The sequence below is a fragment of the Streptomyces sp. NPDC054786 genome (assembly GCF_053611685.1).
This window is the reverse complement of sequence record NZ_JBSHAW010000054.1, coordinates 1-22,341: the sequence shown is the minus strand read 5'-3', so window position 1 is coordinate 22,341 and position 22,341 is coordinate 1. Positions and strand designations below refer to the sequence as shown.

General features: G+C 74.1%; 15 protein-coding genes. 3 read left to right on the top strand and 12 right to left on the bottom strand.

Going from position 1 to position 22,341, the window contains the following annotated elements; all coding sequences use genetic code 11:
- Window position 1 precedes the first annotated feature (1 nt).
- From ACWGI6_RS33640 to ACWGI6_RS33610, 7 genes are all read right to left on the bottom strand, one after another.
- On the bottom strand, window positions 2-4,693 hold the full coding sequence (locus ACWGI6_RS33640) for a hypothetical protein (protein ID WP_453271017.1): 4,692 nt from the start codon (window positions 4,691-4,693) through the stop codon (window positions 2-4).
- Between the two features lie 319 nt (window positions 4,694-5,012).
- Window positions 5,013-6,020: a hypothetical protein gene (locus ACWGI6_RS33635; protein WP_453271016.1), complete on the bottom strand. Its 1,008-nt coding sequence runs from the start codon at window positions 6,018-6,020 to the stop codon at window positions 5,013-5,015.
- 139 nt (window positions 6,021-6,159) lie between these two features.
- The gene (locus tag ACWGI6_RS33630; protein ID WP_453271015.1) at window positions 6,160-7,683 is read right to left on the bottom strand and encodes a hypothetical protein; all 1,524 of its coding nucleotides are present in this window, start codon (window positions 7,681-7,683) and stop codon (window positions 6,160-6,162) included.
- A gap of 181 nt (window positions 7,684-7,864) precedes the next feature.
- Window positions 7,865-8,509 carry a pyroglutamyl-peptidase I gene (pcp, locus tag ACWGI6_RS33625; RefSeq protein WP_393909748.1) on the bottom strand — a complete coding sequence of 215 codons (645 nt, stop codon included), beginning with the start codon at window positions 8,507-8,509 and terminating at the stop codon, window positions 7,865-7,867.
- 96 nt (window positions 8,510-8,605) lie between these two features.
- A complete protein-coding gene (locus ACWGI6_RS33620) occupies window positions 8,606-9,574 on the bottom strand; it encodes a DUF979 domain-containing protein (protein ID WP_453271014.1) in 969 nt (322 codons plus the stop codon).
- Complete coding sequence (locus tag ACWGI6_RS33615) at window positions 9,571-10,281, bottom strand: DUF969 domain-containing protein (RefSeq protein ID WP_453271013.1); 711 nt, start codon at window positions 10,279-10,281, stop codon at window positions 9,571-9,573. The genes ACWGI6_RS33620 and ACWGI6_RS33615 overlap by 4 nt, the downstream gene beginning before the upstream one ends.
- Window positions 10,282-10,453: 172 nt before the next feature.
- Entirely contained in the window at window positions 10,454-11,197 is a 744-nt protein-coding gene (locus ACWGI6_RS33610) for a GntR family transcriptional regulator (RefSeq protein WP_453271012.1), read from the bottom strand.
- Between the two features lie 392 nt (window positions 11,198-11,589).
- On the opposite strand from ACWGI6_RS33610, the gene ACWGI6_RS33605 reads away from it, so the two are divergent.
- Genes ACWGI6_RS33605 through ACWGI6_RS33595 form a run of 3 tightly spaced genes read left to right on the top strand, consistent with a single transcriptional unit; the run spans window position 11,590 to window position 13,849 of the window.
- Window positions 11,590-12,369 carry a LamB/YcsF family protein gene (locus tag ACWGI6_RS33605; RefSeq protein ID WP_453271011.1) on the top strand — a complete coding sequence of 260 codons (780 nt, stop codon included), beginning with the start codon at window positions 11,590-11,592 and terminating at the stop codon, window positions 12,367-12,369.
- Window positions 12,366-12,989 (top strand): 5-oxoprolinase subunit PxpB, encoded by a 624-nt coding sequence (pxpB, locus tag ACWGI6_RS33600; RefSeq protein ID WP_393909743.1) that lies wholly within the window; start codon window positions 12,366-12,368, stop codon window positions 12,987-12,989. Before ACWGI6_RS33605 ends, pxpB begins: the two co-directional genes overlap by 4 nt.
- A complete protein-coding gene (locus ACWGI6_RS33595; protein ID WP_453271010.1) occupies window positions 12,986-13,849 on the top strand; it encodes a 5-oxoprolinase subunit C family protein in 864 nt (287 codons plus the stop codon). The genes pxpB and ACWGI6_RS33595 overlap by 4 nt, the downstream gene beginning before the upstream one ends.
- Here the strand turns inward: ACWGI6_RS33595 and ACWGI6_RS33590 are convergent.
- The 5 genes from ACWGI6_RS33590 to ACWGI6_RS33570 all read right to left on the bottom strand — a co-directional run bounded on the left by ACWGI6_RS33590 (window position 13,846) and on the right by ACWGI6_RS33570 (window position 22,066).
- Window positions 13,846-15,090 (bottom strand): TrmH family RNA methyltransferase, encoded by a 1,245-nt coding sequence (locus ACWGI6_RS33590; protein ID WP_453271009.1) that lies wholly within the window; start codon window positions 15,088-15,090, stop codon window positions 13,846-13,848. The two genes, ACWGI6_RS33595 and ACWGI6_RS33590, sit on opposite strands and share 4 nt — an antisense overlap.
- 61 nt (window positions 15,091-15,151) lie before the next feature.
- Window positions 15,152-18,766 carry a hydantoinase B/oxoprolinase family protein gene (locus tag ACWGI6_RS33585; protein WP_453271008.1) on the bottom strand — a complete coding sequence of 1,205 codons (3,615 nt, stop codon included), beginning with the start codon at window positions 18,764-18,766 and terminating at the stop codon, window positions 15,152-15,154.
- Entirely contained in the window at window positions 18,763-19,689 is a 927-nt protein-coding gene (locus ACWGI6_RS33580; protein WP_453271037.1) for an SGNH/GDSL hydrolase family protein, read from the bottom strand. The genes ACWGI6_RS33585 and ACWGI6_RS33580 overlap by 4 nt, the downstream gene beginning before the upstream one ends.
- A 23-nt stretch (window positions 19,690-19,712) precedes the next feature.
- A complete protein-coding gene (locus ACWGI6_RS33575) occupies window positions 19,713-20,942 on the bottom strand; it encodes a glycosyltransferase (protein ID WP_453271007.1) in 1,230 nt (409 codons plus the stop codon).
- Window positions 20,939-22,066 carry a glycosyltransferase family 4 protein gene (locus tag ACWGI6_RS33570; protein ID WP_453271006.1) on the bottom strand — a complete coding sequence of 376 codons (1,128 nt, stop codon included), beginning with the start codon at window positions 22,064-22,066 and terminating at the stop codon, window positions 20,939-20,941. Before ACWGI6_RS33570 ends, ACWGI6_RS33575 begins: the two co-directional genes overlap by 4 nt.
- Between the last annotated feature and the right edge of the window lie 275 nt (window positions 22,067-22,341).

Here is a 22,341-nt window from a genome sequence, read left to right as displayed (position 1 = left end):
ATCATCCGGCGGCTTCGTCCGCCTGCTCCCCGGGGACCGGATCCTCCGGGCGGCGGTACATCCGCGTCGCCGTGATCTGGCCGTGCACCGCCTCACCGGACGGGTCCGGCTGCGGCAGGCCCGGCCGCAGATGCTCCTCGACGCTGATGTACTTCAGCCCGGCCCGCAGGTCCGCGTCATTGCGCAGCCGGATGACCAGCGGGAACTCGGCGAGCGCCGTGGTGTCGAAGAGGCCGGTGGTGTACAGCAGCTGCACGCCCAGCGCGTCGGCGACGGCGCGCTGGAGCTCCAGCAGATAGGTCGCGTTGGCGCGGCCGATGGGGTTGTCCAGGAACAGCGTGCCGGCGTGCCGCTGCTTGTCCCGGCCCCGGTCGTTGCTGCGCAGCGCCGCCATCGTGCAGTACAGCGCGATGGCCGCGGTCAGCAGCTGCCCACCGGAGAAGACATCGCCCATCTGCCCGACCGGCACCCGCTCGGCGCGCAGCACCGCGTCCGGCTTGAGGATCTCCACGGCCACCCCGCGCGGCTGCAGCGCCGCGCCGACCCCCCGCAGCAGCAGGGACATCCCGTCCCGCCGCAGATCGCTGTTCTTCTTGACGGCCGCACGGGTCGCCTCGTCGATCACCTCACCGAGCCGTTCGGCGAGCGTGGCCTGGTCGGGGTCCTCGAAGCGGATCCGCAGGAACTCCTGCCCGGACCACTCCCCCAGCCCCTCGGGCAGCCGGGACAGCCGCTGGGCGGAGCGCAGTGTCGTCAGCGACGACTCGACCAGCCCGCGCAGCCGGTCGACGATGGAGTCGCGGTTGCGCTCCAGCTGCTCCAGCTCGTCGCTGAGCACCCGCAGCCGGGGCGCGAAGGCCTCCGCCCACTTGGCGGCATGGTCCGGCAGGGCCGCGGCGGGCAGTTCGCGGATCTGCTGGCGGGCGGGGGTGCGGACCTGTTCGTAGCGGGTGGAGTTGGCGTGCCGTACGAGGATGTCGCTCGCCTCGCGCACCGCGGACTCGGCGGTGGAGAGGTCGGCGGCACAGCCGCGCAGCGAGCGGCGGGACTCGGCGGCGGCCTGCCGGGCCTCGGCCAGCCGGCCGGCGTACGGCTCGGTCCGCCCGTCCGCCGGGTCGTCGGCGTCCTGGTGGTCACGGAGCAGATCACGCAGCAGGGCGGCGGTCTCGTCGAAGCCGCCCGCGGCGTCCTCGGCGGCGCGGTGGCCGCGCAGCAGCTCCTCGTGCCGATCGCGGGCGGCCTCCAGCGCCTCGGCGGCGGTGGCCAGTTCACCCGAGGCGGTGCGCAGCAGCTCCTTGGCGCGGTCGGCGTCCTTGGGCACCAGCTCGTCCGGCAGCTCGGTGTGTGTCTCGCCGTCGGTGGGGGCCAGCCGCTCGGCCTCACCGCGCAGCCGGCCGAGCTGTTCACTGGCGGCCGAGGCGCGGGTCTCCAGCATCTGCACCAACGATTCGGCGCGGGCCGCGGCGGCCTGCCGGGACGGGCCGTCGGCGGCGTCCGGGCTCTCCAGCAGCGTCTCCGCGCGGGTGCGGACCTTGTTGGTGAGGCGGTTCAGCTCGGCCAGGGCGGCGCTCTCGTCCCCCTCGGCGCGGGCCTGTTCGGCGCGCAGATCGGCGCCGACGCCGACCTTCTCGTAGAGCTGGGAGGCGGCGCGGTAGGCCTCGCGCAGCGCCGGCAGTGAGGCGCTCGCGCCCTCGGGGGCCTCCCCCACGTCATCCGGTACGCCGGCGATCTCGGCGCGCTCGGCGCGCAGTGCGCGGGCGGTGCGCCGGGCGTCGTCGGCGGCCCGCTGGGTGGCCCTGCGGTCCTCGTCGGCGGCCCGCGCGCGGTCCACGCACTCCTCGGCCCGGGCCTCGAACTCGGCCGCCTCATCGACGAGTTCACGCATCCGGGACTGCCAGGAGGCACGCTCCCGCAGCCGGTGGGCGAGCCCGGCCAGAAGGTCGGCGGCGCGGCGGGCGCGCTGGGCGGCCTCCTGGCGCTCGTCGCGCACCCCGGTGGCCTCGGCCGCGACCTCGTCGGTCTCGGCGCGGGCGGTACGGGCCCCGGCCAGCTCGGCGGCGGCCTCCTCCGCAGCCGTACGGGTCTCGTCCGCGGCGGCGGCCAGTTCACCGAGGCGGCCGGCCGGGCAGCCCGCACGCCACGATCCGAGCCGGGCGGCCAGCGCACGGTCCCCGGCGAGCCGGGCGGCCAGCCCCCGGATCTCCTCGTCGCGCTCTATGGCGCGCGCCCGCAGCGCCTGGCGCTCCTCGTCGGCGGCGGACTCGTCGTGCATCGCCGGGTTCGGCGTTACGAGGAAAACGCTGTAGACGCCGGAGTCCCGCTCGTCAGCGGCGGGCGTGGGCGCGAGCAGCGCGGCCGCGGTGCCGACCGCGACGGCAGAACGCGGCAGCAACGCGGCCTGGGCGAGCACCTCGCGGGCCCGCGCATGGGTGTCCGGGTCCGTGATGATCACGCCGTCGACGAGCTCGGGGCGGGCGGCGAGCACCCGGGTGTGGTCGGCGGGGTCGACGGACTGGGCCAGATAGCGCCAGCCCGGCAGCGCGGGCACGCCGTGCTCGCCGAGATACTCCACGGCAGCCAGCACATCGGGGCCCGGGGGCAGCAGGCCGCCGTCGCCCAGCGCGCCGAGGATCCGGGCGTCGTCGGCGGCGGCCGTGCGCAGGTCGAACAGCTGCCGTTCGGCGGCGGCGACGCCCTCCTCCAGCAGCTCGTGCAGCTCGTCGGCGTTGCGGTCGAGTTCCTCGGCGGTGAGCGGGCCGCCGGAACGGCGCGGGGCGGCTCGTTCCGTGCCGGGCGTGGCCGTACGGGGGCCGGGCACGCCGAGCGACTTGGCCTCGGCCTGCGGGAGTCCCAGGAGGTCGGCGAGCCGCTGCTCGGCGCCGATGGACTCGGCGGCCCGGCGCTCGGCGTCGTAGGCGCGCCCGGCGGCCTGCGCGGCGTCCTCGGCGCGGGCCGCCGCCAGCTCGGCGGCGGAGTGCCGGGCGGTGGCCTCCCGGGCTTGGTCGGTGGCCTGCCGGGCGGCCTCACGGGCCGAGTCCCAGGCCTCAACGGCGGTCTTCTCGGCGTCCGAAGCGGCGAGCGCGGCACGGGCCGGGTCGGCGTCGGGGGCGCTGTCGTCCAGCCAGCCGGCCCGGACGGCTTCGGCGGTCTCCTCGGCAACTTCGGCCAGCCGCTGCTTGAGGTGGTCGGCCTCACTGCGGGCGCGCTGGGCGTGGGTGGCGGACGTGGTGGCGTCGCGGTGCGCGGACTCACCGGCCTCCTGCAGGGCGGCGGAGCGTTCCTCCTCCTCGTTGGCGACCTGCTCACCGGCCTCGGCCGCGGCATGCAGGGCGCGTACGAGGTCGGCGGCGGCGGTGGCCCGGGCGGCGAGCGCGGGGGCGGCGTCCCGCTCGGCCTCGCGGATGGCGACGGCGACCCGCGCGGCGCGGTCGGCGGCGGCGCGGTGCCGCAGCGCGGTCTCGGCCGCCTGCCAGGCGCTGTGGAGCGTACGGGCGTCGTTCAGCTCGCGGCGCTGGGCGGCGGCGTCCTTCTCCGCGGCGGCCAGCGCCAGCGAGGCGTGCCGGTAGGCGAGTTCGGCGGAGACCAGAGAACGGCGCTCGCGGACGCGCTCGGCGTCGGTGACGCGATGGGCCGCGGCGGCGACCTGTTCGGCCAGCTCGGCGGCGCGGCCGCGCTCTTCGGTACCGCGGGCGTGGAGCCGCTGGGCGAGGCCGCGGGTGCGGCGCTCGGCGCCCGCATGCACCTCGCGGGCGCGCTCGCGCTGCTCGGCGGCGTCGGCGATACGGGAGAGCAGGTCGAGGGAGCCGGCCGTGAAGTCCCGCTCGGCGGTGAGCTCGGCGCGCCGGCCGAGCTTGTGGGCGAAGCCGTGCACCAGGTCGGCGAGGCCGTCGGTGTCACGGGTGTCCGTGACGGCGCGCAGCAGCAGGTCGGTGAAGTCCGAGTCGTTCTTGACCGCGAACAGGCCGGCCGCCTCACCCTCGTCGGCGTTCATCTCCCGCTGGTAGCGGAAGAGCTCGGGGTCCAGACCGAGCGCGCCGAGGTGTTCGTTCCAGCGTTCGTGGATCTCTTCCCAGACGACGTCGAGGTTGGGGTAGTGCTTGCCGGCCTCGGTGAGGACGTCGCGGAAGCCCTTCATCGTGCGCCGGCGGCCCTGGGCTCCGGAGCTGCCCTCGCCGCTCTCCTGGCGGGGACGGACGACGGTGGCCTCGGCGACGGGGAGGGAGTCCAGGCTCATACCGGGGCCGGGCCGGAAGCTGTACCAGGCCTCGGCGAACTTCCGGGGGTCGTTGGAGACCTGCCGGCCGCGCCACTCGCTGACCTTGCCGACGACCACGCTCTCGCCGGTGAGGACGTGCTGCCACTCCAGGGCGACATGGCCACAGTCGTCGGCGAGCAGGAACTTGCGCAGGACGCCGGAGCTGGCGCCGCCGAGGGTGTTGCGGTGGCCGGGCAGCATCACCGAGAAGATCAGTTTGAGCAGGACGGACTTGCCGCCGCCGTTCTCCAGGAAGAGCACACCCGCCGGTGCCGGGCGGCGCGGCGGGCCGACCGGTTCGTCCTCGAAGAAGTCCGCCTGGGCCGGGGCCGGTTGGGGCACGGGCGCACCGACTCCGCGCAGGTCCAGCACGGTGTCGGCATAGCGCGCACCGGCGGGCCCGATGGAGTAGAGGCGGACCCGGGACAGCTCGTACATGGCGGACTCTCGTTGTCGTGTCGGGAAGGGGCGGTGCTGCTCCCCCGCCCCCTCCCCCTCCTCCCCCTTCGGGGGGAGGGGGCGGGGGTGGGTTCGGGGGTGGGGGGGGGAGCCGGGGCGGTGGGAAGGTCGGTCGGAGCGGAGCGGCAGGTGGTCGTCGGTCGGGGCGGTCAGCGGCCGGTCGGCCGGAGCGGAGCGGGCGGTGGTCGTCGGTCGGAGCGGAGCGGCAGGTGGTCGTCGGTCGGAGCAGTCGGTGGTCGTCGGTCGGAACTATCGGTGGCCGGTCGGCCGGAACGTCAGTGGTCGAAGGGCCGGCCCGTCATCCGGAGTGGAAGGGCAGTCCGGCGTCGGAGACCAGGTCGAGGTCGTCGGTGTCCTCGCCCGGCAGCAGCGCGGCACTGCCGTCGGCGACGGGGACGATGCCCAGCTCCAGCAGCTCGGCCATGGCGGCACTGCCGGCCATGTCGCGGACCTGGAGCTGATAGCGGGCGGTGGTGCGGTAGGCGCCGCCGGAGTCGTCACCGGTGCGCTGGAGGAAGCCGGAGTCGACGAGGAAGGTGACGGCCTTGGCGATGATGCCGGTGGTCGAACCGGCCAGCCGGCGGGCGTCCTTGGTGGCGCCGGTCGCGCTGCGCCGCGCGTAGACGCGCCAGGCGGATTCCAGGCCGGGGGCGTCGGTGGCCGGGTCGGTGTTCTCGCCCTCCTGCTCGGCGCGCTCCTCCAGGCGGCGGCAGGCCTGCCGGACGAAGGCGTCGACGCCGTTGACGGTGATCCGGCCGATATAGCCGTCGTCGGCGAGGTCTTCGGGGCGCGGGAAGGCCAGTGCGGCGACGGCGAGATGGGCCAGGCCGTGCAGGAAGCGGTCGGCGGAGTCGGCGGAGGCCCGACGCGCATAGTCACCCATCCGTACGGCGAAGACGGAGTCCTCGTGGGCGGTGACGGCCATCCCGGCGCGGGTGGAGACCTCCAGGACGACCAGCCCGAGTCCGGTGGCGACGGCGTCGGCGAGCCGGGCGAAGGCGGGCTCGTCGCGATAGCGGCGCAGCAGTTCGCCGTATTCGGCGTCGCGGGCGGGCAGCAGCTTGGGCTGGAGGCCGAAGGAGACCAGCCGTGCGGCGTCGGCGGTATCGGCCGGGGTGAGGGAGGGGGGCCTCCCCTGCTCATGGGGGTCCCCCCGCTCGAACGAAGCCGGGGGTGGGGGAGCAGCCGAGAACTCGGGGGAGGGCCCCGCCGCGGCCGGCTCGGCGTCGGCGGTGGGCGCGACCCGGCCCGGTTCACCGGGCCCGGACGCCGGGTCCGGCTGCGGCGCCTCGTCGTACTGGGTCACGGAACTAGCTCCTTGCGGGGGACGGTCTCGGAAATCTCTGGCCGGCACGGCCGCGGGCGGCCACCCGGCACGCCGGGGCCCTGCCGGACCGGGCGCGCCATGCCGTTCGCCGGCCGCCCGCCCCGGGTGTGGGACACCATCACGCCACCTCCGAGCGGCCCGCGGCCATTCCGGCGGAGTCCAGCAGGGCGGTGCCGACGATGAGGTCGGCGCCGCCGAACTCGGGGTCGGTCAGCTCGGTGCCGTCGTCGACGGCGAACAGGAGCTGCTGCTCCCCCTGGCGGTACGCCGTGCCGACCGGCGGGCTGGCGGCGTGTACCGCCAACAGGGCGACGAGGTAGGGGAGTTCGGGATCGCCGCGGCGCGCCTCGGCGAGCAGTCCGGAGAGCCTGCGGGGGGCGTCGGCGGGCAGATCGAGCAGCGCCATCGCGGCGTCGAGCTGAGCCTCGCTGAAGCGGCTGTCGTCGGGCGTCGTCACCAGATCGGGCTCGGGCATCTCGGCACCGAGGTGCTCGCGCTCCACGGGCGGGGTGAGCAGCACCTCGACGAGATCGCCGACCCGGACGGCCGAGGGCGTGCGCAGGCCCGTGCCGTGGGCGAAGAAGGCGTCGGTGACGCGGATGGCCCGCTCGGCGGGGAGCGGCAGCAAAGGGGCGACGAGCTGCCCGTACAGGTCGAGTCCGGAGCGGGCGGCGGGGGTGGCAAAGGCCTGGCGGTCCTGCTCGGCGCGGAAGAGCGGTCCGGCCTCCAGCAGGCGCGACTGGAGCTGGGTGTGGCGGCGGATGCAGTCCTTGACGATGTCGACGAGCTCGGCGGCGCGGCGCTTGTGTTCGGGCTCCTCGGTCTCGTCACGGGCCTTGCGGATGTTCGTCAGGATGGCGTTCTCGTGGCGGTAGCGGTCCGCGACGTGGTCCAGCGCCTCATTGATCATGTCCGGGACGGTCTCCAGCCAGTCCACGGCGCGGACGTTGCGGCGGGTGGCGTCCAGGGTTCTGCGCAGCGTCTCGGCGTACTGCACGGTGCGGTAGCGGGCCTGCTCGGCGGCGAGCTGGGCGTCGGCCAGCCGGCCACGGTTGATCAGCACCTCCAGCTTGACCTCGGCGGCGATCTGCGCGCTGGTGACGTCCGTGTCGAGCGCGCCGACCAGGACGTTGACCGCTTCGTCGGTGGCCCGCAGGAAGACGCTGCCGCCGGCGCCCGGGACCTCCTCGATGAGCTTGAAGTCGTAGTCGCGGCGGACATACCGGCCGTCGGTGTTGAAGGTGCCGTAGACGGCCCGGAAGCCGCGGTCCACGCTGCCGACATTGATCAGGTTCTCCAGCACCCAGCGGGCCACCCGCTCGTGCTCACCCGTGGGACGGCGGGAAGCCTGGGCGGCGACCCGCGGGAGCACCTTCGCCACTATCTCCTCGTGGTCGGCGCCGGTGTCGAAGTCCATGTGGAGGGTGACGAGATCGATGACGGCGAGCGCCACCTCCGCCATGGCGTAGACCCCGTACTCGCCCGCGAGGTTGGCCTTGCGCACGTCGAGGTCGTGCAGCGGCGCGGTGCACGCCAGGGCGCGCAGCCGACGGGCCAGGCCCTCGTCGGCTGCCGGGCCCGGCGCGGGCCGGTTCGGGCCGTTGAGCTGGGGCGCAGCGGCCCCCGGGGCGGGAAAAGTCACGTCGCACAGAGTAGGCGCTCGCACTGACAACGGACGAAACGGCGCGGATCCGCTCATGGGTGGAACCGCTGGTGGATCCGTTGACGGAGCACTCGCCGGGCCGGCGCGTCAGTCTACGGCGTGGCCCGCGGCGAGCGGCCGCCAGGTCCGGTGGCCCCCGGTGCCGGTCCGGTGCCGCCGCTCAATGGGTGGCCCCTCCGGCGACGCGGAGGTCGGTGCGGGTGTGCGCGGCGGTGACCGCGATCTCCCGCAGGGCCCGGGCGACCGCGTCGGCCGGCAGCGACGGCTGGGCGCGGTCGACGACCTGCTCCGGCGCGTAGGGCACATGGACGAACCCGCCGCGCACGCCGGGCAGTTCGGTGGCGATGAGGTGGGCGAGGCCGTAGAAGACGTGGTTGCAGACGAAGGTGCCCGCGGTGTTGGAGACGGAGGCGGGCAGCCCGGCGGCGCGGACGGCCGCCACACATGCCTTGACCGGCAGGGTGGAGAAGTACGCTGCGGGGCCGCCGGGCACGATCGCCTCGTCGACCGGTTCGGCGCCCGAGACGTCGGGGATACGGGCGTCGTCGACGTTGATGGCGATGCGTTCGACGGTGATGTCGGGGCGGCCGCCCGCCTGGCCGACGCACACCACTATCTCGGGGCGGGTCTCCTCGATCGCGGCACGCAGCACCGCCACCGACGCTCCGTAGACGCAGGGCAGCTCGACGGCGAAGGCCTCGATGCCGGCGGGCGGTTCGTCCGCGGCGGCGCGTACCGCCTGCCAGGAGGGGTTGGTGGATTCGCCGTCGAAGGGTGCAAATCCGGTCAGCAGTACCCGGGTCATACGGTCATCCTCGGTGCGGTGCGTCCGGCGTCGGAGGCAGCGAGCAGTGGTCGGGGGCACCGTGCCGCGGAGTGCGGCACGGCGCCCGGAGCCGGTTCAGAAGGCGAACAGCGCCATGATCAGGATGTTGCAGCCGAGCAGTACCCCCGCGGTGGGCAGCTGCGCCTTGATGGGCCCGTACTGGTCCTTCAGTTCCAGCAGGGCCGCCGGAACGATGTTGAAGTTGGCGGCCATGGGCGTCACGAGGGTGCCGCAGAATCCGGCGAGCATGCCGATGGCCAGGACGGCGGCGGGGTTACCGTCGAAGTGGCCTATCAGGACCGGCCAGCCGACGGCGGCGGTCATCACGGGGAAGGCGGCGAAGGCGTTGCCCATGATCATGGTGAACGCGAACATGCCCACGCAGTAGACGACGACCGCGATGTAGAGCGAGTCCTCGGGCAGTACGGAGCTGGCGAGCTTGCCGACCTGGGCGCCGACGCCGGAGACCTGGAAGATGGCGCCCAACGTGGCCAGCATCTGCGGCAGCAGCATCGCCCAGCCCATCGCCTCCAGCATGGAGCGGCCGGACTGCACGGGCACGGAGACCCGCTTCTCGCGGAGCATGATCATGCCGACGACGAGGGCGACGACGGCCCCGATCCCCAGGCCCAGAATGGTCTCGCTGCCCTCCTGGAGGACCGGCTTGCCCCCGAAGGACAGCTGCTTGACGCCGATGGCGCATGCCATGGCGACGGCCGGGATGGTGAGCGCCGGGACGAACAGCTTGTTGCCGAGCTTGGCGGCGCTGGCGGCGCGCTGCTCCGGGGTGGTGGTGCGCGGGGTGCCGCGCCCGGTGAAGCCGAAGCCGGCCAGGCAGGCCATGACGAGCACCGCGACGCCCAGCGGTTCGGCCGGCGCCTGCTTGGTGACGACCCAGCTGCTGTAGATGAAGCCGGCGCCGATCAGACCCCAGAAGGCGCCGGTGCCGAAGCGCTTGGGGTTGCTGCGGTCGGTGACCATCTGGGAGGCCATCACCAGGAAGCTGAGGCCGACCAGCCAGTAGAACCACTCTGCCTTGATCACTGGGCGGCCTCCGCTGCGGCGGTGTTGTGGACGTTGGCGGTGAGCAGCTCGCGTTCCAACTGGCGGTCCAGGCGCAGTAGTCGCCAGCCGTGGACCACGAAGGCGCACAGCGCGGTGGGGATCGCCCACAGCGCGAGTTGCAGGGGTTCGAGGTGGGTCCCGTAGGTGGTGTTGACGAAGCCGGTGATCAGCAGGATCGAGCCGACGGCGAGAAAGACGTCCTCGCCGAAGAAGAGGCCGATGTTGTCCGCGCTGGCGGCGAACGACCTGACCTTCTCCCGTGTCCGCTCCGGGAGTTCGCCGTACTTGCGCTCGGCAGCTCCCTCGGCCATCGGGACGGCGAGCGGGCGCACCGTCTGGGCGTGGCCGAAGACATTGGTCAGCCCGACCGCGGCACCGATCTGCCGCAGACCGAGGTAGAGCGCCAGGAAGCGTCCCGTGGTGAGCCGGGCGAACCGGGCGATGAGGCGACGGGCCTGCTCCTGGAGGCCGTAGCGCTCCAGGAGGCCGATGACCGGAAGCGTGATCGCGAAGATCGTCACCGCCCGGCTGCCGGCGAAGCCGTCACCGAACGCCGCGAGCACCTTGCCCGGCGACAGCCCTCCGAGGAGGCCGGTCGCGATACCGGCCACCCCCACGACCAGCAAGGGGTTGCGTTTCGTGGCGAAGCCGATCACGACCACGAGCACGCCGAGGAGCACGATCATGGATCCGCCTTCCGCGTACGGGGACCCACTCGGGTCCGCGAGGAGATGAAGAGATTGCAGCGGAGGCTAGGCGATTGTTCAACGATCCGACAAGGGGTCTGCGGGGACGGATCTCAAGCCGCCCCCACAGCACCGCTCGTGGCGGACCTCGCGGCGACCCCCGCCGCGGATCTCACCCCTCCGCGATGCGCTGCGCGTACGCCCCCGACAGCTGACTGCGCGAGTCCTCCAGGTACGACAGCAACAGCCGCTCGGCCTCGGCGGCATCGCCCGCCTGCAGCGCCTCGACAATCTGGCGATTACGGGTCAAATAGGGCGCATGGAAGCGCCGGGGGTCGGCCATGACATGGAAGACCAGCCGGAGTTCGGCGAGCACACCCCGCATCAGCTCATCGGTGCGCGGGCTGCCCGCCAGGGCCACGACTCCCTGGTGAAAACGGATATTGGCGGTGGCCAGCGCCTGCCACTCCCGGCCCCCGGAGGCGGCCTCGCCGGCCTGTACGGCGGCCTCGATCGCCGCGATGGCGTCGGTCGCACCGGTGCCGTAGGGCCCCTGCCCCAGGCCCCGTACCGCCGCACACTCGACGAGCATGCGCACCCGGTAGATGTCCTCCAGGTCCTCGACCGTCACCATCCGGACGAACACCCCGCGGTTGAGCTCGTGCACCAGCAGCCGCTCGTGCGTCAGCAGCCGGAACGCCTCCCGCAGCGTGTTGCGCGAGACGCCCAGCGCGCCGCCGATGCTCTCCTCCGAGAGCCGGGCGCCGGGCGGGAAGTAGCCCTCGGTGATCCGGTCGCGCAGGATGTCGGCGACCCGCTCGGCCGTGCTGGAGCGCCCCAGCAGGGCGCGGTCCCCCTCCAGATCCGCGACCTCGGTGAGCCGCCACTGATCGCTCTTCGCCGCTCCGCCCGCCATACCGCTCCCCGCTCTCGCGCCGTACCGGGCGGCGATCGAGGCCGTCCCGGTGTCGTGTGAGCGAAAGTCAATCCCAGATGAGGGAACAAAACAACGCATCCCCTCTCGGATGCAGTGCACCTCTTGTCGGATCGTTCAACGATCCCGTACGTTGTCCTCCATGCCGGTCGGCTCGAGTTGCCCTCGGGGGCGAGTCACTACGGATACGGGCCGGCCGGCCCGGAACGCCCCCGCCCGCCCCTGCCCGCTAACGGGCCGCCGCGCCTGCGCCTCACGCCCGCCCGGCACCGAGCACCTCTGGAACGGACACACATGAGCGAGCGCAGCGAGCAGCCCATCGTGGAAAGGTGCCCGCCGCGCGCATGCGGGGCCGAGCGGAGCGAGGTTCCGGCATGACCGGCGGCGCGGCGGCCCCTCCCGTCATCGACCTCAACGCCGACCTCGGGGAAGGCTTCGGCCGCTGGCAGCTCACCGACGACGAGGCCCTGCTCTCCGTCGTCACCAGCGCCAATGTCGCCTGCGGCTTCCACGCCGGCGACCCGGCCACGATGCGCCGGGTGTGCGAACTGGCCGCCGAGCGCGGCGTGGTCATCGGCGCCCAGGTCTCCTACCGCGACCTGGCCGGTTTCGGCCGCCGCACGATGGAGGTACCGCCGGACGAACTGTCCGCCGAGATCACCTACCAGATCGGTGCGCTGGAGATCTTCGCGCGCGCCGCCGGCGCCCGGGTCGGCTATGTCAAACCCCATGGCGCGCTCTACAACCGCTGTGTCCATGACGGGGAACAGGCCGGTGCCGTCATCGACGGCATCCTCGCCGCGGGCGGCGGACTGCCGGTCCTCGGCCTGCCCGGCTCGCGGCTGCACGAGGCCGCCCGGCGGGCCGGACTGCCCGTCGTCGGTGAGGCCTTCGCCGACCGCGCCTACACCGACGAGGGCACCCTCGTCCCCCGCCGTGAACCGGGCGCGGTGATCCACGACGCCGACGCGGTCGTCAAGCGGGCCCTCGGCATGGCCCGCGACCACACCGTCACCTCCCGCGACGGCCGGCGCATCGGCATCACGGCCCGCTCACTGTGCCTGCACGGCGACACCCCCGGCGCCGCGGACCTCGCCCGGCGCGTACGGTCCGAGCTGGCCGCGGCCGGCGTACACCTGCGGAGCTTTGCATGAGGCCGCTGCCGGTCGGTGAACACGGCCTGCTCATCGAGCTGGACAGCGCCGAGGAGGTCGAGGCGCTGCACGCCGAACTGCTGCGCCGGGCCGCCGACGGCGCCCTGCCGCCGCTGCGCGAGATCGTGCCGGCCGCCCGTACGGTGCTCCTGGACGGCCTCGCCGACCCCCGCGGGCTGATCGCCGAGCTCGCCGCCTGGGACATTCCCCCGCTCACCACCGGCGACCGGCCCGCCGTGGAGATCCCGGTCCGCTACGACGGCCCCGACCTCTCGGATGTCGCCGCCCTGTGGGACTGCACCCCCGACGAGGTGGTGCGGCGGCACTCCACCACGGAGTTCCATGTCGCCTTCTGCGGCTTCGCCCCCGGCTTCGGCTATCTGACCGGACTGCCCGAGCCGCTGCACGTACCGCGCCGGGACACTCCCCGTACCAAGGTCCCGGTCGGCTCGGTCGCCCTCGCCGGCCCGTACACCGGCGTCTACCCGCGCTCCTCCCCCGGCGGCTGGCAGTTGATCGGCACCACCGACACCGTCCTGTGGGACCCGCGCCGCGAACCCGCCGCGCTGCTCACCCCCGGCACCCGTGTCCGTTTCGTCCCGCAGGAGACCACCCGATGACCGACCGCGCCTTCTCGGTCGTCCGGGCCGGTGCGCTCACCACCGTCCAGGACCTCGGCAGGCCCGGCCATGCCCACCTCGGTGTGCCGCGGGCCGGCGCCCTCGACGAACCCGCGCACCGCCTCGCCAACCGCCTGGTCGGCAACCACCGTTCCGCCGCCACCCTGGAGACGACGCTCACGGGCTGCGCCCTGCGGGTCCGTACCACCACCACCGTCGCCGTCACGGGCGCGCCCTGCCCGGTGACCGTCGACGGCCGCCCCGTCCCGTGGGGCGCACCGGTCCGCGTCCCGGCGGGCGCCGTCCTGGACGCGGGGCCGGCCACCCACGGGCTGCGCTCCCACCTCGCCTTCGCCGGGGGCATCGACACCGAACCGGTCCTCGGCAGCCGCGCCGCCGATCTGCTCTCCGGTCTGGGCCCCGACCCGCTCACCGAGGGCACGGTCCTCCCGCTGGGCGACCCGCACGGCCCGCCGGCCACCGCCGATGCCATCCCGCACCGCGGCCCGGTGACGGAGCTCCTCCTGCCGTTCCTGCCCGGCCCCCGCGACGCCTGGTTCACCGACGCCGGTCTGCACACCCTCACCACCGGCCGCTTCCGCGTCTCCCCGGCCAGCAACCGCATCGGCCTGCGCACCGAAGGCCCGCCCCTGGAACGCGCCCGGACCGGCGAACTCCCCAGCGAGGGCATGCCCCTGGGCGCCCTCCAGGTCCCGCCCGACGGCCTGCCGGTCCTCTTCCTCCACGACCACCCCACGACCGGCGGCTACCCGGTCGTCGGTGTCGTCCCCGAGCGCTTTCTGGCGCCGGCGGCCCAGGCCGTACCGGGGACACCGGTACGGTTCCTCCGGATGCGCTAGGGCACGTCCGCAGCGACGCCCTGGCCGACCGGGGAACTCGCAAGGCGCACCGCGTTGTTCTGGACGCGGTGCAGCAACTCCCGCAGCTGATCGCGTTCAGCGGGGGTGAAGCCGTCGTACAAGCCGTCCTCGACGCGTTCCTGTACCGCCCACAGCGCGGCGATGGCCTGCTCCCCCTCGCGTGTGATCGTGACGTCGTCCTGGCCTTGCGTCACATAGCCGCGGTCGCACAGCGGTGCCAGCAGTGCCTGCAACTCGTCCGTGCCCACGCCGACATCGCGGCGCAGCTGCTCCAGCGGGGTGCTGCGCTCGCAGGCGAGCACCATCAGCAGCACCGCCTGGGAGCTGTCCAGGTCGCCGATCCGGCGCAGGTGGGCATCGAATGCCTGCCGCACCAGGTGAGCGGCCGCGGTGAGGTTGCGGCCGAGGGTGTCGCGGATCCGGTCGGTCAGCATGGCCAGGATCGCCTTCATTCGTAGTTCGTAGATGCTGATGCCGGCGGCCACCCCGACGTTGAGTGATTCCACCGCACCGGCCATCGGGATCTGTACCACCAGATCGGCCGCGGCCAGCGTGGCCGCGCTGACGCCGTCCGTCTCGTTCCCGACGACCAGCGCCACCTTGCGGCCGCGCAGGGGGGCCATCGACTGGAGATGCGTTCCCCGGGGGCTGGTCACCACGATCTGGAAGCCGGACTCCCGCAAGGAAGCCAACGCGCCGCCGGGATCGGCGAATCGGCGGACGCGGCAGCCGAGCACGGCGCCTCGTGCCGCGTCCAGGACCCGCCGGGAGGACAGATCGGTCGTCTCATCGGTGAGCACGACGTCCCGCACGCCGAGCGCGCGTGCGGTCCGCACGATCGTCCCGAGATTTCCGGGGTCGGCGACCTGCTCGCACACCACGGCGAAGTCGCCGTAAGCGTCCGCCACCGGGGTTTCGGCCGGCAGCGCAGCCACCGCCAGCCAGTCGACCGGCTTCCCACCACCGGTGACCTTCCGCAGCAGCCCGTCCCGCACGGCGTGCACGCCCACCCCGGCAGCGGTCAGCTCCGCATGCAGCGCGGGATCGTCCGCACCCGCCGAGCGGAGTACGTACTCCGGAGCGGTCCCGGCGGCCAGGAGCTGCCGGATCAAGCCCGGACCTTCGATCAGGCAGCGTCCGGCGGCGATCCGTCCGGAGCGGGTGGCCAACGTCCGGGCGGCGGCAATCCGCACGTCCTTGATCGAATCGATGAGCTCCATGGCCGACCAGACTATCGATGCACCGCGCGGGGAGGATGCCCAGGCCCGCGTGGCCGGTCCGTCAGCCCTCCTCCGCCGCCCCGTATCCGCCGCCGCCCGGTGTGCGCAGCACCAGCACATCGTCCACGCCGACGTCCGCCGTGTCGCAGCCCGCCAGCTCCTCACACGAACCGTCCGCCCGCTCGACGGAGTTGGCGCCCAGCGCACCCGGGGCGCCGCCCGCCATGCCGTACGGCGCGATTCTGCGGTGGTTGGTCAGCAGGGCGACGGTCATCGGCTCCAGGAAGCGCAGCCGGCGCTCGACGCCGCAGCCGCCGTGCCAGCGCCCCGTGCCGCCGCTGCCGGAGCGGATCGCGAAGCTGTCGACGCGGACGGGGTAGCGCCACTCCAGCACTTCGGGGTCGGTCAGCCGGGAGTTGGTCATATGGGTCTGCACGGCGTCCGCACCGTCGAAGCCGTCGCCCGCGCCCGAACCGCTGGCGACGGTCTCGTAATACTGCACCCGGTCGTTCCCGAAGGTGAGGTTGTTCATCGTGCCCGAGCCCTCGGCCTGGACACCGAGCGCGGCGTAGAGCGCACCGGTGACCGCCTGGGAGGTCTCCACATTGCCCGCGACGGTGGCGGCCGGAAAGACGGGGGCGAGCATCGAGCCCTCCGGGATGCGGACCTCCACGGGCTTGAGACAGCCGCTGTTGAGCGGGATGTCGTCGGCGACCAGGGTGCGGAAGACGTACAGGACGGCCGCCATCACCACCGAGCTGGGCGCATTGGCGTTGCCGGGTTGCTGGGGCGAGGTGCCGGCGAAGTCCAGTACGGCGCTGCGGGCGGCGCGGTCGACGGTCAGCGCGACCCTGATCTCCGCCCCGCTGTCGGTCTCGTAGCGGCAGCTGCCGTCCGACAGCTGCGCGATGATCCGCCGCACCGATTCCTCGGCGTTGTCCTGGACGTGCCCCATATAGGCCTGGACGACATCCAGCCCGAACTGCTCAGTCATCCGCCGGAGTTCCTGGATTCCCTTCTCGTTGGCGGCGATCTGGGCGCGCAGGTCGGCGAGGTTGGCGTCCGGTGCGCGGGACGGGTAGGGCCCGGCGGCGAGCAGTTCGCGGGTCGCGCGCTCGCGCAGCTCGCCGTCGCGCACCAGCAGCCAGTTGTCGAAGAGGATGCCCTCCTCCTGGATGGTGCTGCTGAAGGCGGGCATCGAGCCCGGGGTGATGCCGCCGATCTCGGCGTGGTGGCCGCGGGAGGCCACCAGAAACAGCAGCTCGCTCCCGTCGGTGTCGAAGACAGGGGTGACGACAGTGACGTCGGGGAGGTGGGTTCCCCCGTGGTACGGGTCGTTGATCGCATACACATCGCCCGGCCGCATCTCGCCGCCGCGGCGCCGCAGCACCTCCTTGATGGACTCCCCCATCGAGCCCAGGTGCACGGGAATGTGCGGGGCGTTGGCGATCAGATTGCCGTCGGCGTCGAAGAGGGCACAGGAGAAGTCGAGGCGCTCCTTGATGTTGACGGAGTGTGCGGTGTTCTCCAGCCGGAGGCCCATCTGCTCGGCGATGGCCATGAAGAGGCTGTTGAAGACCTCCAGCATCACCGGGTCGGCCTCGGTGCCGACCGCGACCCGGTCGGTGCGCGGCCGGGCCCGGGTCAGCAGGAGGTGCCCGCCCTCCCCCATGGCCGCCTGCCAGTCCGGGTCGAGGACCGTGGTCGCGTCCTCCTCGGCGATGACGGCCGGGCCGGTGAGGGTGTCGCCGGGGCGCAGGTCCGTACGGCGGTAGAGGCCGGTGTCCTGCCAGCTGCCTCCGGCATACATCCGTACCGTGGCGGCAGGCGCCAACTCCCCTTCTCTGCCGCCGGACTGCGGCTCGTAGCCGCCCGCGCCGCCGGCCGCGCCCAGCGCCTCGACCGACACCGCCTCGGCCACCAGCGGTTTGTCCATGGTGAAGGCGTAGCGCTCGCGGTGTGCCCGGACGAATTCCGCGGTCATGGTGTCGGCGTCGGCGAGCGGGACGCCGATGGTGGAGTCGGTCCCGGCGTAGCGGATCAGTACCCGGGCGCGGGTGGTGACCGACGCGTCCGGCACCCCGTCGTCGAGGAGTTCGCGCCGGGTCTGTCCGGCGAGACCGTCGCACACCTCGCGCAGCCGGCCGAGGGCCGCGGGGTCGGTGAACTCCGCCTCGACGGCCTGCTCGCGCATCGCGGTGGCGTCGGCGACGCCGATGCCGTACGCGGAGAGCACCCCGGCCAGCGGCGGGACGAGCACGGTGTTGATGCCCAGCGCGTCGGCGACCGCGCAGGCGTGCTGGCCGCCGGCGCCGCCGAAGCTGGTGAGGGCGTAGCGGGTGATGTCGTGACCGCGCTGGACGGAGATCTTCTTGACGGCATGGGCCATGTTCAGCACCGCGATGTCGAGGAAGCCGGCCGCGACCTCCTCGGGGCCGCGGTCGTCCCCGGTCTCGGCTGCGGCCCGCGCGGCCAGCTCCGCGAAGCGGGTGCGGACCACCTCGGCATCCAGCGGCCGGTCGCCGTCCGGCCCGAACACCGCCGGGAAGTGGGCCGGCTGGATGCGGCCGAGCATCACATTGGCGTCGGTGACGGTGAGCGGTCCGCCGCGCCGGTAGCAGGCCGGTCCCGGGTCCGCGCCGGCCGAGTCGGGGCCGACCCGGTAGCGGCGGCCGTCGAAGTGCAGTACGGAACCGCCGCCGGCCGCGACGGTGTGGATGTTCATCATGGGGGCGCGCATCCGTACGCCCGCGACCTCGTTGCCGAAGACCCGCTCGAACTCCCCGGCGTAGTGCGACACATCGGTGGAGGTGCCGCCCATGTCGAAGCCGATCACCCGGTCATGGCCACCGCCCGCCTCGGCGGCCGTACGCACCATGCCGACGACGCCACCCGCGGGACCGGACAGCACCGCGTCCTTGCCGCGGAAGTGTGCGGCCTGCCGCAGTCCGCCGTTGGACTGCATGAACATCAGCCGGATACCGGGGAGCTGGGCCGCGATCTCGTCGACGTACCGGCCCAGGATCGGGGAGAGATAGGCGTCGACGACGGTGGTGTCACCACGCGGCACCAGCTTCATCAGCGGGCTGACCTCGTACGAGCAGCTGACCTGGGAGAACCCGGCCTGCCTGGCCAGCTCGGCGACGGCCCGTTCGTGGTCGGCGTGGCGGTAGCCGTGCAGCAGGACGACGGCGGCGCTGCGCAGGCCGTCCGCGCGGGCCCGGATCAGCGCCCGACGGACCTCGTCGACGTCCAGCGGCCGGACGAGTTCGCCCCGGGCGCCGATCCGCTCCGGTACCTCGATCACCCGGTCGTAGAGCGCCTCGGGCAGCACGATCCGCCGGTCGAAGATCCGCGGCCGGTTCTGGTAGGCGATGCGCAGCGCGTCCCGGAACCCTGCGGTGGTCAGCAGCAGGGTCGGTTCGCCCTTGCGCTCCAACAGGGCGTTGGTGGCGACGGTGGTGCCCATCTTGACGACGGAGACCCGCTCGGCGGGCACCGGTTCGTCCGGGCCCAGCCCCAGCATCATCCGGATGCCGGCCACCGCGGCGTCCCGATAGCGCTCCGGACGGTGCGAGAGCAGCTTGCCGGTGACCAGCCGTCCGTCCGGTCTCCGGCCGACGACGTCCGTGAATGTGCCACCGCGGTCGATCCAGAACTCCCAGCGTCCGGTCATCCTGCCATTGTCGCAGCGCCCTTCACCGTCGCGGCGGCTTTCCTCGCAGAGGCGCCGTCCGGCTCGGTCAGGGCGGCGAGCGCGGCCCGCGCGGCGTGGTCGGCCGCGGCGTCCAGCAACCGTCCGGAACCCACCAGTCCGTGCCGGCACTCCTGGAGCGCCAGGCCGAGCAGGCCGGGCAGCAGATCCGTGCACCGGTCGGCGACCCAGCGGGTGCCGCGGGTCGCCATCCACCGGGCGGATCCGGCACGGGTCGGCGGCGGGCCGTCGAGGGTGAGCGCGGGCGGCGGTCCGACGGGCAGGCCGGCGGCGGCCAGCGTCGCGTGGAAGCCGCGGGCCAGCAGCCGGTGGCCGCGCTCGCTGGGGTGCAGCCGGTCCACGCTCCAGGAGGCGCGTTCGGCGACCCAGGGGTACTCGGCGAGGTGCAGATGAACGCCCTGGTACCGCGCGGACACCGCATGGACGACGGTGTTCACGGCGCGCATCCGGCGGGCCAGCGGACGCGCCAGCGGCGCCGGCAGCCCCAGCATCCGGCCCGGATCGGGCAGACATGCCGTCAGCACCACGGCCCCGTCGGCGCTCAGTGCGCCGTGCGCCCGGTCCAGCGCGGCCGCGACCCGCTCGATGGCGAAGGCCGCGCGCAGGGTGTCGTTCGCCCCGATGACCAGAGAGGCGAAGCGCGGCCCGAGCTCGCGCGCCGCGGGCAGCTGCCGCTCGGCCAGCTCCGCCGCCAGCGCCCCGCTCCGTGCCAGGTTGACCAGCTCCACGCCGCCCGGCCGCTCGCCCAGCGCCCCGGCGAGCAGGGCCGCCCAGCCGCGCCAGCCGCCGCCCGGTACGGGGTCACCGAGCCCCTCGGTCAGCGAATCGCCGAGCGCGACGAAGCGGGCCGGGGAACAGCCGCCGCCCGCCGTCTGCCCCGGTATCACCGCCCCCTCGGCACACACCGTCACCACCCGCCCCGCGGGCCGGCCGGGGACGGCGAGAACGGGGCGGCGACCGGCCTGCCGAGCGGTGCGGACGCGTCGTGCGCCGCCAGGAAGGCCTCGACGGCGGGCTGCCAGCCGTAGCCCTCGGCACGGCGACGGGCGGCGGCGCGCCGGGCGGGCTCGGGCCGGGCCAGGACCCGCTGGACCGCATCGGCGAACGAGGGCCCGTCGTCGAGCGCCGTATCGCCGCCGCTGCCGACCAGCCCCGCCAGCGCCGACGCCGCACTGGCGACGACCGGCGTGCCGCAGGCGAGCGCCTCCAGGGCGGCCAGCCCGAACGTCTCGGCCGGGCCGGGCGCCAGCGCGACATCGGCGCCGGCCTGCAGCGCGACGAGCCGGGACCGGTCCGCGAGATGCCCGAGGAACGCCACGGGCAGCCGCTCGGTCCGTGCCCGGGCCTCCAGGCGTGCCCGCAGCGGCCCGTCACCGGCCACCACCAGCGTCGCGTCGACCCCGCGCCGGCGCAGCTCCGCCAGCGCGTCCAGCGCCCGCCCCGGCCGCTTCTCCTGGGACAGCCGGGAGCAGAGCAGCAGCAGAACCTCCGCCCGGCCCGCCCAGCGCCGCCGCAGCGCCGCGCTGCGGCAGTCCGGATGCCGGACGGCGAGGTCGACACCGAGCGGAGCGCGCACCACATTGCGCACACCGGCCCGGGTGAACTCCGCCGCCGCCCATTCGGTGGTGCACACGACCCGGCTGTAGGCGTGCGCCGTACGGCGGTTGAGCCGGTCGGCGGCGGCGCGGGCCAGCGGCCGGGGCACACCCCAGGTGCGCAGCACCCCGTCCACGCTCTCGTGCGAGACCATCACCGCGGGGATCCGTGCCCGGCGCGCCCACTCCCCCGTCCAGCGCAGCGTCGTCCGGTCGGAGACCTCCAGCCGGTCGGGGGCCAGCGAGTGCAGCAGCCGTTGGAGCCGGGCGCGGTCGGTCAGCATGCGGTAGCCACCACTGCCCGGCAGCTCCGGCCCCGGCAGGGTGATCACCCGCCCCTGCGCGGTGACTTCGTCGCGCGGGCCGGCCGTCCCGTCCGCCCCTGGCGGTCCGGGCACGATGAGCACCGGCTCGTGCCCGGCGGCCCGGTAGCCCGCGCCGAGTGCGCGCAGCGCGGTGCGCAGTCCGCCGGAGGCCGGGGTGACGAAGTTGGCGATCCGGACGATCCGCAGCCCCGCCCCGGGGGCGTGTCGCGCGTTCATGCCGCCACCGCCGTCCGGTCGCTGAGCACGGCCTCGTAGTGGCCCAGGAGCTGGTCGCCGACCGCCTCCCACGTACGGTCCGCGACGGCCCTGCGGGCCGCGGCGCCGTACCGGGCGCGCAGCTCGGCGCTGCCCGCGAGCAGGCGCACCGCGTCCCGGAACGCGCCGCCGTCGCCCGGTGTCACCAGCAGCCCCGTACGGCCGTGGTCCACCAGGTCGAGCGGACCGCCCGCCCGCGGCGCGACCACCGGCACACCGGAGGCCATCGCCTCCTGCACGGTCTGGCAGAAGGTCTCATACGGCCCGGTATGGACGAAGACGTCCAACGAGGCGTAGAGCCGGGCGAGTTCGTCACCCGTACGGCGGCCGAGGAAGCGGACCCCGGGCAGTGCGCTGCGCAGTCCGGCGGCGCTGGGGCCGTCGCCGATGACGACGGTGCGTACGCCCGGCAGCCGCGAGGTCTCGGCCAGCAGCCGGACGTCCTTCTCCGGTGCGAGCCGTCCCACGTATCCCACCAGTAGCTCGCGCCCCGCGGTCAACGAGCTGCGCAGCACCGCGTCGCGCCGCCCGGGGTGGAACCGTTCGGAGTCGACGCCGCGCGGCCACAGATGGACCCGTGGCACCCCGTGCTCGGTCAGATCCAGCAGCGCCGCACTGGAGGGCGCCAGGGTGCGGTCGGCGGCGGCGTGCACCGCCCGGATGCGCCGCCAGGCCGTGGCCGCGCCCCCGCCGAGGTAGGTGCGGGCGTAGCGGCCCAGATCGGTCTGGTAGACGGCGATCGCGGGCACCTGGCGGCGGGCGGCGGCCGCCATCCCCCGGGCGCCGAGCACGAACGGGCTGGCGAGGTGGACCAGATCGGGGCGGTGCCCGTCGAGCGCCGCGGACAGCCGGCGCCCGGGGAGCGCGATCCGCACCTGCGGATAGCCGGGCAGCGGCATCGAGGGCACCCGGACGACGGGGCAGGGACTCTCGTGCGTACCGGCGGCCGGCGACGCGCCTGCGAGCGGTGCGACAACGAGGGGATCGTGGCCGCGCCGGACGAGGTGCCGGGCGGTTTCCAGGGCGCAGTGGGAGACGCCGTTGACATCGGGCGGGAAGGATTCGGTGACGAGGACGACACGCATACCGCTGTTCTCGGCGCGCCGTGCGTGGAGGGGGCCAAGGGGATCTTTCCTGCCGGAGAACGTCCCATGACCGTCCTCTGCGCTTGGCCTGCTTCCCACGTTTTCGGCTGTCCCGCCGCGGTGATTGCTCGCCGTTCGCCGCCCGCTGCGCGGTGCGCTCGCCGTTGCGCCTGCGGCGGGCGTTGCCGCTGCGCGGGGCTGTCGGGGTGCGGGGCTGTCGGGGTGCGGTGACGGGCCTCCGCGGGTGGGGTGCCGGACTGCTTCGCTTTACGTCC

Excerpts from the sequence above, each read along its gene's own strand:
- ACWGI6_RS33585 (WP_453271008.1), bottom strand. The coding sequence starts at position 18,766 with ATGACCGGACGCTGGGAGTTCTGGATCGACCGCGGTGGCACATTCACG.
- ACWGI6_RS33590 (WP_453271009.1), bottom strand. The coding sequence starts at position 15,090 with ATGGAGCTCATCGATTCGATCAAGGACGTGCGGATTGCCGCCGCCCGG.
- ACWGI6_RS33595 (WP_453271010.1), top strand. The coding sequence starts at position 12,986 with ATGACCGACCGCGCCTTCTCGGTCGTCCGGGCCGGTGCGCTCACCACC.
- ACWGI6_RS33610 (WP_453271012.1), bottom strand. The coding sequence starts at position 11,197 with ATGGCGGGCGGAGCGGCGAAGAGCGATCAGTGGCGGCTCACCGAGGTC.
- ACWGI6_RS33605 (WP_453271011.1), top strand. The coding sequence starts at position 11,590 with ATGACCGGCGGCGCGGCGGCCCCTCCCGTCATCGACCTCAACGCCGAC.
- ACWGI6_RS33615 (WP_453271013.1), bottom strand. The coding sequence starts at position 10,281 with ATGATCGTGCTCCTCGGCGTGCTCGTGGTCGTGATCGGCTTCGCCACG.
- ACWGI6_RS33570 (WP_453271006.1), bottom strand. The coding sequence starts at position 22,066 with ATGCGTGTCGTCCTCGTCACCGAATCCTTCCCGCCCGATGTCAACGGC.
- pcp (WP_393909748.1), bottom strand. The coding sequence starts at position 8,509 with ATGACCCGGGTACTGCTGACCGGATTTGCACCCTTCGACGGCGAATCC.
- ACWGI6_RS33575 (WP_453271007.1), bottom strand. The coding sequence starts at position 20,942 with ATGAACGCGCGACACGCCCCCGGGGCGGGGCTGCGGATCGTCCGGATC.
- pxpB (WP_393909743.1), top strand. The coding sequence starts at position 12,366 with ATGAGGCCGCTGCCGGTCGGTGAACACGGCCTGCTCATCGAGCTGGAC.
- ACWGI6_RS33640 (WP_453271017.1), bottom strand. The coding sequence starts at position 4,693 with ATGTACGAGCTGTCCCGGGTCCGCCTCTACTCCATCGGGCCCGCCGGT.